The sequence below is a fragment of the Methylobacillus methanolivorans genome (genome assembly GCF_044751345.1).
GTDB classification, from domain to species: domain Bacteria; phylum Pseudomonadota; class Gammaproteobacteria; order Burkholderiales; family Methylophilaceae; genus Methylobacillus; species Methylobacillus methanolivorans.
In genome coordinates this window covers 898,783-912,841 of record NZ_JBIWXY010000001.1, presented here as the reverse complement: position 1 = coordinate 912,841, position 14,059 = coordinate 898,783, and the positions used below count along the sequence as shown (strand labels likewise).

The window sequence follows — 14,059 nt, the reverse complement described above, 5'->3', positions numbered from 1 at the left end:
AGGCCTGCATGAGCGACATCTTAAAAAATTGCCGTGACCAGATTGATGCAATTGACGAGCAATTGCTCAAGCTGATCAATGCGCGTGCGGCATTGGCGCGTGAAATTGGTGCTCTCAAGGGAGAGGGGCCGATCTATCGTCCCGAACGCGAAGCGCAAGTGTTGCGACGCCTGCTGGAGAAGAATACCGGGCCTCTTTCTGCAGAAGCTGTTACCTCCATTTTTCGTAGTGTGATGTCGAATTGCCGGGCGCTGGAACGCGAGCTTGCCGTGGCTTTTCTTGGGCCGCAGGGCACTTTCAGCGAAGAGGCGGCCAATAAGCAATTTGGCGGCTTGAGTTCTCCCAAGCCTTGCATCTCGATTGATGAAGTCTTTCGCATGGTCGAGTCTGGTGGGGCTGATTATGCTGTGGTGCCCGTGGAAAACTCTACCGAGGGTGCCGTTGGACGCACACTGGATCTCTTGACCACGACCAGCCTGCATATTTGCGGTGAGATTACCTTGCCAGTTCATCATTGCCTGTTGCGCCGTCAGGATGGCAATGGCGAGATCAGGCGTGTCTATTCTCATGCACAGTCGCTGGGCCAGTGCCATGAATGGTTGAATCTCAACCTGGGTGGGGTAGAGCGTGTCAGTACCGGTAGCAATGCCCAGGCAGCAGAACTGGCAGCGCAGGATCCATTTGCCGTCGCGATTGCCAGCAAGCGTGCCGCCGAGATTTTTGATCTGACTATCCTTGCCGAAAATATTGAAGATGACCCTAAGAATGTGACGCGCTTCCTCGTCCTTTCTCCGCATGAGGTTGAGCCGTCCGGCAAGGACAAGACATCTTTGTTGCTGGCAGCCAAGAATGTCCCTGGTGCCGTCGTTAGTTTATTGGCGCCGCTGGCTCAGCATGGCGTCGATATGACCAAGTTTGAGTCCCGTCCTTCCAAACTCGGCATTTGGGAATATGTGTTTTTTGTCGATATTGAGGGACATTATCAGGATCCCAGGATTGCCAAGGCATTATACGAGCTTGAGCAATGTGCCTCTTTGCTCAAGGTGCTTGGTTCCTACCCTGTTGCCGTAATATGATGCGGTTGTGCCAGATGCAATGTCTGGCGCGGGGTTGGCGCAGCAGTCGCCATGTGATTGACGACACTGTGAACTGAAAAGTATGTGCTGAGTAGTCAGCTAAATATGATCTGCTGTTGAAGGGGAAGTATGCCGATTAGCCAGAACTTGTTATGGTCTGCTTCGCTACGTAAATGGACGCTGAATTTCGAGAATGAGCGCCTGGAAGCGCTATATCAGTTGCATGCCATTTCCAGCCTGCGTCGGCATTCGCGTTTAGCCTTGGTCGTCGGGGCAGTCATGACCATGCTCTATGGTTTGCTCGATCCATTGTTCGTCAAACCAGAAGCTTTTGTCCACGTCTGGTATATCCGTACCATGACAGTCATGTTGTTTTTTGCCGTGTTCTGGCTTTCCTTCTATCGGCACTTCCTGAAATACAACCAGCTGTTCCTCGCTGTCGTATCCTTGTTCGGTGGCATAGGGCTATTGGCCCAGGTCAGTTATATGCCTGTGGCAGCCATCAACTTCTATTACACCGGCTTGGTGGTCATGGTGTTCTGGACGTACACCTTCTCCGGTTTGCGCTTTTTTAATTCGACCTTAGTCGGCATCGTGTTGTTGATTGTGTTCAATATCATGTTCCTGCTATTCAGTGCGTTGCCGGTCTTGCAAGTATTGATCTATGACGTGTTTCTGCTTTCGGCCAATATTGTCGGGGGCTTTGCAAGCTATGTGGCAGAAAAGCAGAGCCGTGAATTGTTCTTGCGTGAGAAAGACCTGGATAACGAACGCCAGCGCCAACAAGAGCGTGCCTTGCATGATCGCCTGACAGGCTTGCCTAATCGGGAATTGTTGCTGGATCGCATTGAGCAGGCCATCAATTTCTCGACGCGTAACGATCAGGTGTGCGCAGGCTTGTTTATTGACTTGGATAAGTTCAAACCCATCAATGATACCTATGGTCACCTGATTGGCGACATCGTGTTGAAGGAAGTAGCAACTAGGCTTAAATATACCGTGCGTGAGGCGGATACTCTGGCTCGGCTGGGTGGTGACGAGTTCTTTGTGCTAGCACGCGATATTGGTAGCCCAGAGGCTGCGGGGATATTGGCTGAGAAGCTCAAGCGGCAGTTCCTTGCGCCTATTATCCTGGATGGCTTGCCGCCGATCCGCGATTTATCTGCCAGTATCGGCATTTGTGTCTTCCCGTACCGCGATGTCTCAGCCGTGGATGTGATTAGACGTGCCGATCATGCCATGTATGATGCCAAGCGTGAAAGCAGGCGTGAGCCAGCTTAAGTCTCTATCAATCTTCATACTTTATCTGTAAAGGAACACTATCGTGACCAGGCTGTGCGACCTCGCGCCGTCCAACATCCGTGCGATTGCACCTTACCAGCCAGGCAAGCCGATTACCGAGCTTGCCCGGGAAATGGGCCTCAAGCCTGAATCTATCGTCAAGCTTGCATCCAATGAAAATCCCTTGGGTGTGAGTCCCAAGGCATATGAGGCTATGCAAGATGCCTTGGAAGACATTGCCCGTTATCCCGATGGCAATAGCTTTGCATTGCGCGACTGTGTGTGCCGCAAATTCAAGCTGCAACCTGATCAACTGGTATTCGGTAATGGCTCCAACGATATCTTGGAGCTCGCTGCGCGTGCGTTCCTGACACCCGGCACTGAAGCAGTCTATGCGCAGCATGCCTTTGCTGTCTATGCGCTTGTGACGCAAGCCACTGGTGCAACAGGCATCAGTGTGCCTGCCAAGGATTTCGGACATGACCTGGATGCCATGCTGGCTGCCGTGACAGATAAGACCCGTATTGTCTTCATTGCCAACCCGAATAACCCAACTGGCACATTGATAGGTAAGCAGGCCTTGCGGCATTTTCTTGCCAGCGTACCGAAGCACGCGCTGGTGGTGCTTGATGAAGCGTATGACGAATATTTGGCTGCGGATATCAAGTCCGAGGCATTGTCATGGCTGGACGAATTCGACAATTTGCTGATTTCCAGGACACTGTCCAAGGCCTATGGTTTGGCAGGATTGCGCGTCGGTTTTGGTGTGACTTCGCCTGCGATTGCAGACTTGATGAATCGTGTACGCCAACCATTCAACGTCAATAGTGTTGCACAGGCTGCTGCAGTGGCTGCTTTGCAGGATGACGAGTTTGTTGAGCGCAGTTATGCGCTGAACCAGGCAGGGATGTTGCAAATTACCCAAGGTCTGGCCAAACTGGGGCTGGGCTATATCCCTTCATACGGTAATTTTGTCAGTTTTCATGTGAGCAACGCAGCAGAGGTTTATCAGCAGCTGCTCAAGAGCGGCGTGATTGTTCGGCCTGTGGCAGCTTATGAAATGCCGGATTACTTGCGAGTCAGCATAGGCTTGCATTCCGAAAATGCCCGTTTCCTTGAAGTGCTGGAGCAGATATTGCAAGCGCGCAGTTAATTTAAGTTTCTACCTTGATCATCAGGCCTCGCAAGAGGCCTGATGTTTTTCCGGCCCTTGTTCTGCTTGGTTGTCCTTCATTGACTCATGATAATCATGAGATGACTTTCGGTGTTTTTGCCCTGTTTCGCCTGTCGTCTGCATTGCACAATGTACCCACGTTGTGACTAAGTGTTTTTCTCGGTGGCAGCGATATAAATCAATTCAATTTAAGGAGAGTATCATGTGGACAAAGCCAGAAGTTACTGAAATGCGTTTCGGATTTGAAGTCACTATGTACGTTTGTAACCGCTAAGTGACGGTAACAGCCGGGAGTTCTCCCGGCTGATTGCCAGTAGTAAATTGAGTTTTAGTAAGGGCTGATATGCATATTCATGTTCTAGGATCGGCAGCAGGTGGTGGTTTTCCGCAATGGAACTGCAACTGCCCGAATTGCGACGGCCTGCGTAAAGGGGCAATCAAGGCAACAAAGCGCACACAGTCGTCTATCTGTGTCAGTGCCGATGGCATCAACTGGGTGCTGTTCAATACTTCTCCCGATATTCTGCAGCAAATTCAGGACTTTGCTCCTTTGCAACCAGGGCGTGCCATCCGCGATAGCGGTATTGTCGGCATCGTGCTGATTGATGCGCAGATTGATCACACCACCGGCCTCTTGATGCTGCGCGAGGGCCAGGTGAAGCGTGAGATTTACTGTACCGATATGGTGTACCAAGACCTCACAATCGGTAATCCACTACTCAATATTCTCGGTCACTACTGTGGCGTGAATCGTCATGATGTGCCGATTGATGGCAAGAATAGCTTTGTTGTTGCCGGTGCCCCCGGCTTGCGGTTTACCGCGGTTGCCCTCAAGAGTGCGGCACCACCATATTCCCCGCATCGCAATGATCCCCATCCCGGCGATACCATTGGTGTGCTGATTGAGGACACCAATAATGGCAAGAAGGCATTTTATGCGCCTGGCCTGGGCGAGATCGAACCGCACTTGCCAGCGCTCATGCAGCAGGCAGATTGCATCATGGTGGATGGCACGTTCTGGACCAATACCGAGATGATCGACATGGGCCTGATGACCAAGAAGGCACGCGACATCGGCCATAACCCGCAATCAGGCCCTGGTGGCATGATGGAGGTGCTGGATGGTTATCCCCAGGCACGCCGTGTGCTGATTCATATCAATAACACCAACCCCATACTGCGCGAAGATTCTGCCGAGCGGGCAGAGTTGAATAGCCACGGTATCGAGGTCGCCTATGACGGCATGGATATCATTCTCTAGGAGTTAAGCATGAATGCACCTGTGATTGGAAATACTCCCTGGACTCGTGAAGAATTCGAGCAACAACTGCGTGATAAGGGCAGGGGCTACCATATCTATCATCCCTTCCACGTGATGATGTATGAAGGCAAGCTCAGCCGTGAGCAATTGCAATGCTGGGTGGCCAACCGTTTTTATTACCAGATCAGCATCCCGCAAAAAGATGCGGCCATCATGTCCAATTGCCCGGACAAGGAAATCCGTAAAGGCTGGATACAGCGCATTATCGACCATGATGGCGATGCCAATAGTGTAGGTGGTATTGAGGCGTGGATACAGCTTGGCCAGGCTGTTGACCTGAGTCGTGAGGATGTGACTTCCCTCAAGTTTGTGACCCCTGGTGTGCGTTTTGCGGTTGATGCCTATGTGAATTTTGCCAAGCAGCGCCCATGGCAGGAGGCTGTTTGTTCGTCCTTGACCGAACTGTTTGCGCCGCATATCCACCAACAGCGCATCAGCTCCTGGCCCAGCATGTATCCATGGGTGAAGGAAGAAGGCCTGGTCTATTTCAAGAAGCGCCTGACCGAAGCGCGTCGCGATGTTGAGCAGGGCTTGGCTGTGACGCTGGATTACTTTAGCCAGACACGGGAATTACAGGAAAAAGCATTGGATATCCTGCAATTCAAGCTGGATGTACTTTGGGTGATTGCCGACGCCATCATGTTGGCCTCTACAGATATAAAGGTTGAAAATAATGTCGACTATCTCAGACAGCCAAGATAACGCCAACCAGGCTAATCCTGGCGTCGCTATTGATGACGTTTACGCGATTGCTCGTCATTACCGCTTTCAATGGGAGGAGGCACAGGGCTGCTATGTGCTGCTGTTTCCTGAAGGCATGATCAAGCTCAATGGCGGAGCAGGCGAAGTGATCAAGCGCGTTGATGGGCAGCGGCGTGTTGCTGATATTGTGGCAGATGTACAAGCCACTTTCCCCGATGTTGCTGATATCGAGGCTGACGTGATCGCGATGCTGAACTTAGCCGTAGAAAAAGCATGGCTGGAAAAGCGTGCGTGAGATATGCCTAATCAGGCGGCCTGTGGCAGGCGCATGATGTGGAGGAGAAAAAATGAGTACACCAGTACAACAAAATAACGGCGTAGCTGCTTCCAAGACCAATACCCAGCCTTTATGGCTGCTGGCGGAGGTGACTTATCGCTGTCCACTGCATTGCGCGTTCTGCTACAACCCGACTGATTACGATAAGCACACCAAAAACGAACTGACCACTGAACAGTGGATACAGGTATTGCGCGATGCCCGCAAGCTGGGGGCCTTGCAGTTGGGGATTTCCGGCGGCGAGCCTTTGTTGCGTGATGATATCGAGGAAATCGTTGCCGAGGCAGGGCGGCTGGGGTATTACAGCAATCTCATCACTTCGGGTGTAGGCTTGACGGAAAAGCGCATCAGCGCTTTCAAGGCCGGTGGATTGGATCATATCCAGCTCTCCATGCACGACATCACCGAGGAGATCAATAACTTCATCACCAACACCCGCACCTTTGAACTGAAAAAGAAGGTGGCGGCGATGATCAAGGATCATGGCTATCCAATGGTGCTCAACGTGGTAATCCACCGGTACAACATCAAGCACGTCAAGGAAATCCTCGAAATGGCAGAGGCGTTGGGGGCTGATTTCGTTGAGTTGGCCAATACCCAGTATTACGGTTGGTCGTTGGTCAACCGTAACCAGCTGATGCCAACCAAGGAGCAGATCGACGAAGCCGAAGCAGTCACCAACGAATTCCGCAAACGAGTGGGCAACAAGATGAAAGTGTATTTCGTCGTGCCCGATTATTTCTCTGATCGCCCCAAGAAGTGCATGAATGGCTGGGGTGAGGTGTTCATGATCGTTACCGCAAATGGTGATGTATTACCATGTCACTCAGCTCGCGTGTTGCCTAATATGGCTTTTCCCAACGTCAAGGCCAATGGCCTCAAATGGGTGTGGGAGGAGTCGCCAGCCTTCAACAAATATCGTGGTGATGCCTGGATGAAGGAGCCATGCCGCAGTTGCCCAGAGAAAGAGAAAGACCTGGGTGGATGCCGTTGTCAGGCCTTCCTGTTGTCGGGCGACGCCGAGGCTGCCGATCCTGTCTGCACCAAGTCACCGCACCGTCACTTCATTGACGAAGCCATTGCCAATGCGCAAAAGCCTTACCTGCAAGCGCAGCCTATTTTCTTCCGTAATGACAAGAACTCGCGCAAACTCATCGAAGGGGAGCACAAGGAGTTGGTGGAGGAATTCCACGCACTACCCTGAAGTGGTTTGCAGGCCCATACTTCCCTATCAAAGTAAGTTGCAATGACTACTTTGATAGGGAGTTAATATATTGGGATGTAGTGCTGACACTTTGTAAAACCCCAGATAAGCAAATTGCACAGTGCTCATATGCCAATCATGCCATTTGTCATTTTTCATGATCGCTTTCCTTCACATCCTCTCTTTACTTATCCTTAAGAATAGATAGTGTCATTTTTCTAAAGTGGATATTGACTTTAATTAAATCTATTTAATTGTAAAAATTGAAACAATAATTGCAAAATTTTTAGCCTTGCCATAGAGTTATTCCTTACAAAAATTTACAAAAAATAACTTAAAGATTTTGTTGGGGAGATGTATGGCAGCATTGGTGATTGTGCCTGGAGGGAGAGGAGCCCTGTCGGTACAAAGCGGGAACTTGTCGCACTATCATTGGGTGGCGGGTGATGGATTAGGCTGGCGGAGAGTCGCACAATGATGGGCGCGGCACGATACTGGCAACGAATCCAGCTGTTCTCTTTGTCACTCGGCATGATGTGCATCATGCGGGGTATATGGATCATGACCCTGGTCTTGTTTTTAGCCTGGGTATTGTGGAATGCATTCCAGGCTATCCCTGCCGTTGATGATTTCTGTTATGGGCACGGCGGTAAGCTCAATGGTGTTCTGGGCAATGTGATTGATGTCTACCAACACTGGAGCGGCCGTTATACGGCGACTTTCCTCATTACATTATTTGGGGGTTCTGAGCGTACGCTGCTGCACTACTATTTCCTGGTGCCGTTGAGTATCTTGCTGTTGAATGTTTATGCAGTCCGGCGCTTGCTCAGCGTATTTTGTGAAGACAGGCTCATCATCTGGTTAGGTGTATCTGCGCTGCTACTCGCTTTTTTCCAGATGCGTCAATCCCTGTTCTGGCTTGCCGGTGGCGCTACCTATGGCATTGCCAGTGGTATCTTTCTATTATTGATCGCGGAAGAATTCAAGATACTGGTTGCCCAGGTGCCTGCGACAACCAAGCGCTTACTCGTCATCTGTACCGGTACTATTTTGCTTGCAGGCTGCAATGAAGGTGCCATGCTGGCACATATTGCCTTGCTGGTTCCACTTTCCTTGTTGTATTACATCAGTCACAAAAGCAAGAAAATGTTGTGGGTTCTGGGAGTTGCTATGCTGGCAGCATTAGTTGCAGGTGCTGCACCAGGCAATTTTGCCCGTGCTTCCATCATGCACGAACATTTAGGCGTTTTTCAGGCAGCATGGCTTTCACTGGTGATGATTGTGCGCCGCTATTTGTTGGCCCTGGTTTTACTGGTGGTGGTGTTTCATGTCTTTTTCCGGCTGTTTCCGTCGACCAAGCCAACACCTGTAGTGGCGCCATCTGATAAGCTGGTATTTGTGCTGTTACTATTCTTTGCGCTATGGGCTGGTATCTTCGCGCGTGCCTATGTCATGGGGGATTTGGGTCCCAGCCGTACGCGCACACAAGACTTCATGCTGATTATTCTGATGGCATTTTGCCTGGCTCGATATGGCTATTTCAAATGGGGGCTTGGTGGAGCTGGTCACCGCGGCATGCCACAGAGTGACAACCAGCCTGCAATATGGGGTATTGTCATGGTGACGATGGTGAGCCTGGTACTCTTAGGCACTTATATACGCTATCCCAACCAAAGCTGGGGCCAAGTGATGGGCGATGTGCGTGCCAGCGCTGAATTACGTCAGTTTATGGACCAGCGTTTTTCCCAAGTCAGCAAGGCGGCTGGTAAATTCTCATCGCTGGAAGTGGATGCCTATGCTGCGCCGCGTAAGCCGATTACCTTCTTCAGCGATATTACGCCTGATACACAACAATGGGAAAATACGTGTTTTTCCAATTATTTCGGTTTGCAGCAAATTCTGACGAAGACCGTGCACTGATCAAGTGGGCACCAAGCCCACTTGTTGTGCTCGTTTCTAATACATGACTTCATGCAGCTAGTCAGGCCTTTGCGGCCGGGCTAGCTTAGTGCGCCAGATGCAGGCCGCATTCGCGGTTTTCTTCACCTTTGGTAGGGTCAACATAATCGAAGTTGTTAGGCAGGTTGTGAGCAGTAAGGTATTGATAGAGGTCTTTTGAGCTCCAGTGCAACAGCGGGGCAACCTTGATGAGGCCATCTGGATTGATGCTCACTGGGTCCATTTGCGCGCGGACGGCAGTATCAGTGGCTCGCAGGGCAGTGAACCAGACTTCTGGTGCGGTTTCTCGTAGCGCGCGGGTGAAAGGTTCTAGCTTTACTTCCTCAGTAAAAGCAGCATGGCGTGGATCATCTAACGCAGGCACAGGGCCATCTACGGCTTCTTGATGGGCGCGCGAACGCTTTGGAAGATAGACAGTGAGGTTCAGCTGGAGTTGTTTAGTGACTTCGTCGGCAAAGCGGTAGGTCGCTGCGGTGTTGTAGCCACTATCCATCCAGATGACCGGAGTATCGGGTTGCACCTTGGCAACCATGTGCAGGATGACGGCTTCAAAAGGGCGAAAGTTGGTGGTAACGATGGCTTTTTTATTCAAACCCAAGGCCCATTCCACAAGCTTTTCTGCGTCGTGGCCGAGTTCTGCGTTGATCTTTCCCAAATCCAATTGCATGTTGTACTCCAGTTTGTCGTGCCCGTATGATAACGGCATAAGGTAAGTGACGTATTGTAGCAAAGCGTTGCGCTTGATTACATTTGAATGATCATCGCCACTGGGTATTTCCATTTGGCGTTTCCATGACATCAGCTTGATAAAGGATTCAACATTTAACCGAGGAGGTCAGGATGTTTAGTGCCCTATTGCAAAGCCAGATCCAGAAGAGTTTGACTGGTTTACCCGTCTCTGTCAGTTGGAATGGTGAACGACTCGCAGGAGATGCTGATGCGAAGGTCGCTATCTTGGTCAAGGACGCAAAAGTGTTGACGGTGCTGGCCAAACCTACCTTGGGTGGCTTGGCGCGGGCTTACGTCGAGGGATGGGTGGATTTGCAAGGCAAGGCGCAGGATATTCTGGCGTTGGGGCAGGCCTATTGCGGTGTTGATGCGAGCGACGATGCCGATACGCGCAAGGATTGGCGATGGTGGCGCCACACCCGCACGCGTGATCGACGCAATATCAATTATCACTATGATGTTTCCAATGATTTCTACGGTTTGTGGCTGGATAAGCGTCGCGTGTATTCCTGTGCCTATTTTGCTAATGGTGATGAAACCCTGGAGCAGGCGCAGGAGAAGAAGCTGGATCATATCTGCCGCAAGCTGATGTTAAAGCCGGGCGAGCGGTTTCTTGATATTGGTTGTGGTTGGGGCGGGTTGGTGCTGCATGCCGTGGAACATTATGGTGTGAAAGCGGTGGGGATTACGTTGTCAGATAATCAGCACGCTCATGTGCAAAGCCTGATTGAACAGCGAGGCTGGCACGATAGGTTAGAGGTTCGCCTGATGGATTATCGCGACCTACCGGAAAGTGAAACCTTCGATAAAATTGCCAGTGTTGGTATGTTCGAGCATGTAGGGAAGAAGAATCTCAGGCTGTATTTTGACAAGATTTACCGCTTGCTCAATACCGGTGGACTGGTGATGAATCACGGTATCACGTCGGTAGCGCTCAAAAGCAGTGGTCTGGGGAACGGTATTTCCGAGTTTATTGATCAGTATGTCTTCCCCGGCGGTGAGCTTACACATGTTTCTCATGTCATGGCCGAGCTTGCCACCTCTGGATTGGAGCCACTGGATGCCGAGAATCTCCGTCCACATTATGGCAAGACCCTATGGCAGTGGGTAGATAGGCTGGAGGCGCATCGTGAGCAGGCACTGGCCATGATAGGCGAAAGCAAGTATCGTATCTGGCGCATTTACATGGCAGGCTCTGCTTATGCGTTTGATCACAATTGGCTGGCGCTGTTCCAGATCGTGGCGGGTAAGCCCGATGCTCAGGGAGTATTGAATTACCCCTATAATCGTAGCCATATCTATCGTTAGACGATATTCTTGAGGCTTTTGCCGTGAAGCATCTTCACGCGATTGCCTTGCTCAAGAATATGCGCCATTCCTTTTTGCTGGTCTATGTGCTTGCCGGTCTCACGGCACTGGCACCATTTACCATTGATACCTATTTGCCAGCTTTCCCACTATTAGAGCGTGACCTTGGTGCGACGACGGTGGAGATTCAGCATAGCCTCACGCTTTACCTCTTGCCCTATGCCCTGATGACCTTGTTTCATGGTGCGATTAGCGATGCGATTGGCCGTATTACGACGATACGCTGGGGGCTGGCAGTATTTGTACTTGCTTCAATCGGTTGCATGCTGGCACCCAATGTCGAAACATTATGGGCAATGCGCGTGTTGCAGGGCTTATCTGCCGGGGCAGGCAATGTCGTGGCCCGTGCCATGGTGCGTGATTTGTTTCAGGGAGTGGAGGCGCAACGCGTCATGGCCACGGTGCAAATGTTGTTTGGCATAGCGCCTGCTATTGCTCCCATCATAGGTGGCTGGTTGCTAGGGATTCACTGGCAAGCGATTTTTGGCTTTCTGGCCTTGTATGCCCTCATTATCGGTTGGGCGGCATCGCGCTATCTACCTGAGACCATGCCCATAGAAAAACGTACACCGTTATCGCTGGGTAATGTCTGCCGCAATTACCAAGCGATTTTTGGTCATCGTGAATTCAGCTTGCTGGTCACGGCCATTGGTGCGAATTTTTCTGCGTTCTTTTTATATGTGCTGGCAAGCCCGGTGTTCCTGATCCATCACTTGGGCTTGAGCTCCCAACAATTTGCCTGGATGTTTATGCCGACGGTTGCAGGGATGGTGCTGGGCTCATGGTTGGCAAAGCGTGCAGCAGGGCGTTACAACGGCAGGCAGATATTGCGTTTTGCCTATGCCTGGATGGCGCTGATGGCGGCATTTAACCTCGTGATTAGCCTGTTACTCTTGATGCACCCTGCGTTGAGTATTTTGCCCATCGCCTTGTTTAATGTTGGCCTAGCATTCGCGATGCCGATACTCTCCATTACTGCCTTGGATTGCCACCCGAAAATCCGTGGTACTGCTGCCTCGGGGCAGGCATTTGTGCAAATGTTGCTTTCCACGATCTCGGCAGGCCTGATTGCGCCGCTGGTATGGCATCACCCAGCTGGGCTGGCTGTGGCAATGCTGGGGTACTTGCTGCTGGGGTGGCTGGTAGTGCAGCGTACCCGCTTATTTATGCAGAAACCCGATAGCCCTTTATAATAGCCGACTTTATTGCTGATACTTCAGCACACCCAACCAGGCAGCCCGGCTGCCACGATTTCGAGAAGAGGTATTCATGGTCATCAAACCCCGCGTGCGCGGCTTTATTTGTGTTACAGCTCACCCGACTGGCTGTGAGGCCAATGTCAAGCAACAGATTGATTATGTGAAAGCACAAGGACCATTCAATGGCCCTAAGCGCGTGCTGGTGATTGGTGCTTCCACCGGGTATGGCCTGGCAGCGCGAATCAGCGCGGCATTCGCCAGTGGTGCAGCCACAGTGGGGGTGTTTCTTGAACGTGCAGGTGAGGGCACTAAGCCAGGCACCGCCGGTTGGTATAACTCTGCTGCTTTTCACAAGCTGGCGGAAGCTGAGGGCTTATATGCCAGCAGCGTCAATGGTGATGCGTTCTCTGATGCCGTTAAGCAGCTGACGATTGACCTCATCAAGCGCGATCTTGGTCAGGTTGATTTAGTGGTATACAGCCTGGCAGCGCCACGTCGCACGCACCCAAAGACTGGTCATGTGTATAACTCCACGCTCAAGCCGATAGGGAAAGTATTGCACCAGCGCGGCCTGGATACCGATAAGGAAGTGATCAAGGAAAACGTGATTGAGCCAGCGACCGAAGAGGAAATCGCCAACACGGTTGCCGTGATGGGCGGAGAAGACTGGCAGATGTGGATGGAGGCGTTGGACCAGGCTGGCGTATTGGCGGATGGTGCTAAGACCACTGCCTTTACTTATTTGGGTGAGAAGATTACCCATGATATTTACTGGAATGGCACGATAGGCGCAGCCAAGAAAGACCTGGATCACCGTGTATTGCAGATTCGCGAGCAATTGGCTACCAAGGGCGGAGATGCACGAGTCGCCGTACTCAAGGCCTTAGTGACCCAGGCGAGTTCAGCGATTCCGATGATGCCGCTTTATCTCTCACTGTTGTTTAAGGTGATGAAGCAGGCAGGAACGCACGAAGGCTGCATTGAGCAAGTGGATGGCCTCTATCGGGATAGTCTCTACAATGACAAGCCGATTGTGGATGAAGAGGGCCGCTTGCGTGCGGATTACAAGGAGTTGGCGCCGGCAATTCAGCAGGAGGTTGCTGCTTTGTGGGATAAGGTCACGGATGACAATGTCTATGAGTTGACTGATTTTGCTGGCTACAAGTCCGATTTCTTGCGCTTGTTTGGCTTTGGTGTTGAAGGCGTTGATTACGAGGCAGATGTGAATCCTGACGTGCAGATTTCTAACTTGGTGCAAGCGTAAAATAGCGCGATCTACACAAAACCCCAATAAAAAGCCCACGTAAGTGGGCTTTTTTATTGCCATGCAGGGTGTTTTATTCAACCAGCAATTCACGCTTGCCTGGCGTACCGTTATTGGCATCGGCATCAGGCAATGGTGATTTACGGGCAGTGATAGCAGGCCAGATTTGGGATAGGCGTGCGTTCAGCTCAATGAATTCTTGTTGGTCTTCGGGGACGTCATCTTCCGAGAAGATAGCTTCCGCAGGGCACTCTGCCACGCACAGTGTGCAGTCAATACACTCATCCGGGTTGATGGCCAGGAAGTTGGGGCCCTCAACAAAGCAGTCAACCGGGCAAACATCGACACAATCGGTGTATTTGCACTGGATGCAGTTTTCAGTCACTACGTATGCCATTGATATTCCTCTAAAGGTCTTAGCGCACTACTTTGTTTTCGTGCGTGG

Annotated in this window: 14 protein-coding genes; 12 read left to right on the top strand and 2 right to left on the bottom strand. The window is 51.2% G+C overall.

All coding sequences use genetic code 11. The features are described 5' to 3' along the window. Positions 1 to 8 precede the first annotated feature (8 nt). The 9 genes from pheA (at position 9) to ACIKP9_RS04190 (ending at position 9,015) form a co-directional block, all read left to right on the top strand. Positions 9 to 1,076 carry a prephenate dehydratase gene (gene pheA / locus ACIKP9_RS04230; protein ID WP_400879699.1) on the top strand — a complete coding sequence of 356 codons (1,068 nt, stop codon included), beginning with the start codon at positions 9 to 11 and terminating at the stop codon, positions 1,074 to 1,076. 129 nt (positions 1,077 to 1,205) lie between these two features. Then, positions 1,206 to 2,357, top strand: a complete 1,152-nt coding sequence (locus ACIKP9_RS04225) for a diguanylate cyclase domain-containing protein (protein ID WP_400879696.1) — start codon at positions 1,206 to 1,208, stop codon at positions 2,355 to 2,357. A gap of 43 nt (positions 2,358 to 2,400) precedes the next feature. Then, complete coding sequence (hisC, locus tag ACIKP9_RS04220; protein WP_400879694.1) at positions 2,401 to 3,510, top strand: histidinol-phosphate transaminase; 1,110 nt, start codon at positions 2,401 to 2,403, stop codon at positions 3,508 to 3,510. A gap of 223 nt (positions 3,511 to 3,733) precedes the next feature. Continuing rightward, a complete protein-coding gene (gene pqqA, locus ACIKP9_RS04215; protein ID WP_081774944.1) occupies positions 3,734 to 3,805 on the top strand; it encodes a pyrroloquinoline quinone precursor peptide PqqA in 72 nt (23 codons plus the stop codon). Between the two features lie 69 nt (positions 3,806 to 3,874). After that, a complete protein-coding gene (pqqB, locus tag ACIKP9_RS04210) occupies positions 3,875 to 4,792 on the top strand; it encodes a pyrroloquinoline quinone biosynthesis protein PqqB (RefSeq protein WP_400879691.1) in 918 nt (305 codons plus the stop codon). A gap of 9 nt (positions 4,793 to 4,801) precedes the next feature. Continuing rightward, positions 4,802 to 5,554: a pyrroloquinoline-quinone synthase PqqC gene (gene pqqC / locus ACIKP9_RS04205; protein ID WP_400879688.1), complete on the top strand. Its 753-nt coding sequence runs from the start codon at positions 4,802 to 4,804 to the stop codon at positions 5,552 to 5,554. Next, complete coding sequence (pqqD, locus tag ACIKP9_RS04200) at positions 5,526 to 5,849, top strand: pyrroloquinoline quinone biosynthesis peptide chaperone PqqD (protein WP_400879685.1); 324 nt, start codon at positions 5,526 to 5,528, stop codon at positions 5,847 to 5,849. The genes pqqC and pqqD overlap by 29 nt, the downstream gene beginning before the upstream one ends. 52 nt (positions 5,850 to 5,901) lie before the next feature. Next, on the top strand, positions 5,902 to 7,095 hold the full coding sequence (gene pqqE / locus ACIKP9_RS04195; protein ID WP_400879682.1) for a pyrroloquinoline quinone biosynthesis protein PqqE: 1,194 nt from the start codon (positions 5,902 to 5,904) through the stop codon (positions 7,093 to 7,095). 543 nt (positions 7,096 to 7,638) lie between these two features. Then, on the top strand, positions 7,639 to 9,015 hold the full coding sequence (locus ACIKP9_RS04190; RefSeq protein ID WP_400879679.1) for a DUF6056 family protein: 1,377 nt from the start codon (positions 7,639 to 7,641) through the stop codon (positions 9,013 to 9,015). An 85-nt stretch (positions 9,016 to 9,100) separates the two neighbouring features. Here ACIKP9_RS04190 and ACIKP9_RS04185 read toward each other — a convergent pair whose 3' ends face one another. After that, positions 9,101 to 9,721, bottom strand: coding sequence for a phosphoadenosine phosphosulfate reductase domain-containing protein (locus ACIKP9_RS04185; RefSeq protein WP_400879676.1), 621 nt, complete (start codon positions 9,719 to 9,721; stop codon positions 9,101 to 9,103). Positions 9,722 to 9,894: 173 nt separating this feature from the next. Between ACIKP9_RS04185 and ACIKP9_RS04180 the strand changes: the two genes are divergently transcribed. The 3 genes from ACIKP9_RS04180 to fabV all read left to right on the top strand — a co-directional run bounded on the left by ACIKP9_RS04180 (position 9,895) and on the right by fabV (position 13,614). After that, positions 9,895 to 11,091: a class I SAM-dependent methyltransferase gene (locus ACIKP9_RS04180; RefSeq protein ID WP_400879673.1), complete on the top strand. Its 1,197-nt coding sequence runs from the start codon at positions 9,895 to 9,897 to the stop codon at positions 11,089 to 11,091. 59 nt (positions 11,092 to 11,150) lie between these two features. After that, entirely contained in the window at positions 11,151 to 12,344 is a 1,194-nt protein-coding gene (locus ACIKP9_RS04175) for a multidrug effflux MFS transporter (protein ID WP_400881852.1), read from the top strand. Between the two features lie 76 nt (positions 12,345 to 12,420). Further along, positions 12,421 to 13,614: an enoyl-ACP reductase FabV gene (fabV, locus tag ACIKP9_RS04170; RefSeq protein ID WP_400879670.1), complete on the top strand. Its 1,194-nt coding sequence runs from the start codon at positions 12,421 to 12,423 to the stop codon at positions 13,612 to 13,614. A 73-nt stretch (positions 13,615 to 13,687) separates the two neighbouring features. On the opposite strand, the gene fdxA is transcribed toward fabV, so the two are convergent. After that, a complete protein-coding gene (fdxA, locus tag ACIKP9_RS04165; protein WP_230347441.1) occupies positions 13,688 to 14,011 on the bottom strand; it encodes a ferredoxin FdxA in 324 nt (107 codons plus the stop codon). Between the last annotated feature and the right edge of the window lie 48 nt (positions 14,012 to 14,059).

What these genes read in the sequence shown, in the direction of transcription:
- fdxA (WP_230347441.1), bottom strand. Translation starts at nt 14,011, where the DNA reads ATGGCATACGTAGTGACTGAAAACTGCATCCAGTGCAAATACACCGAT.
- pqqD (WP_400879685.1), top strand. Translation starts at nt 5,526, where the DNA reads ATGTCGACTATCTCAGACAGCCAAGATAACGCCAACCAGGCTAATCCT.
- ACIKP9_RS04225 (WP_400879696.1), top strand. Translation starts at nt 1,206, where the DNA reads ATGCCGATTAGCCAGAACTTGTTATGGTCTGCTTCGCTACGTAAATGG.
- pqqE (WP_400879682.1), top strand. Translation starts at nt 5,902, where the DNA reads ATGAGTACACCAGTACAACAAAATAACGGCGTAGCTGCTTCCAAGACC.
- ACIKP9_RS04180 (WP_400879673.1), top strand. Translation starts at nt 9,895, where the DNA reads ATGTTTAGTGCCCTATTGCAAAGCCAGATCCAGAAGAGTTTGACTGGT.
- fabV (WP_400879670.1), top strand. Translation starts at nt 12,421, where the DNA reads ATGGTCATCAAACCCCGCGTGCGCGGCTTTATTTGTGTTACAGCTCAC.
- ACIKP9_RS04185 (WP_400879676.1), bottom strand. Translation starts at nt 9,721, where the DNA reads ATGCAATTGGATTTGGGAAAGATCAACGCAGAACTCGGCCACGACGCA.
- ACIKP9_RS04175 (WP_400881852.1), top strand. Translation starts at nt 11,151, where the DNA reads ATGCGCCATTCCTTTTTGCTGGTCTATGTGCTTGCCGGTCTCACGGCA.
- pqqC (WP_400879688.1), top strand. Translation starts at nt 4,802, where the DNA reads ATGAATGCACCTGTGATTGGAAATACTCCCTGGACTCGTGAAGAATTC.
- pqqB (WP_400879691.1), top strand. Translation starts at nt 3,875, where the DNA reads ATGCATATTCATGTTCTAGGATCGGCAGCAGGTGGTGGTTTTCCGCAA.
- pheA (WP_400879699.1), top strand. Translation starts at nt 9, where the DNA reads ATGAGCGACATCTTAAAAAATTGCCGTGACCAGATTGATGCAATTGAC.
- ACIKP9_RS04190 (WP_400879679.1), top strand. Translation starts at nt 7,639, where the DNA reads ATGCGGGGTATATGGATCATGACCCTGGTCTTGTTTTTAGCCTGGGTA.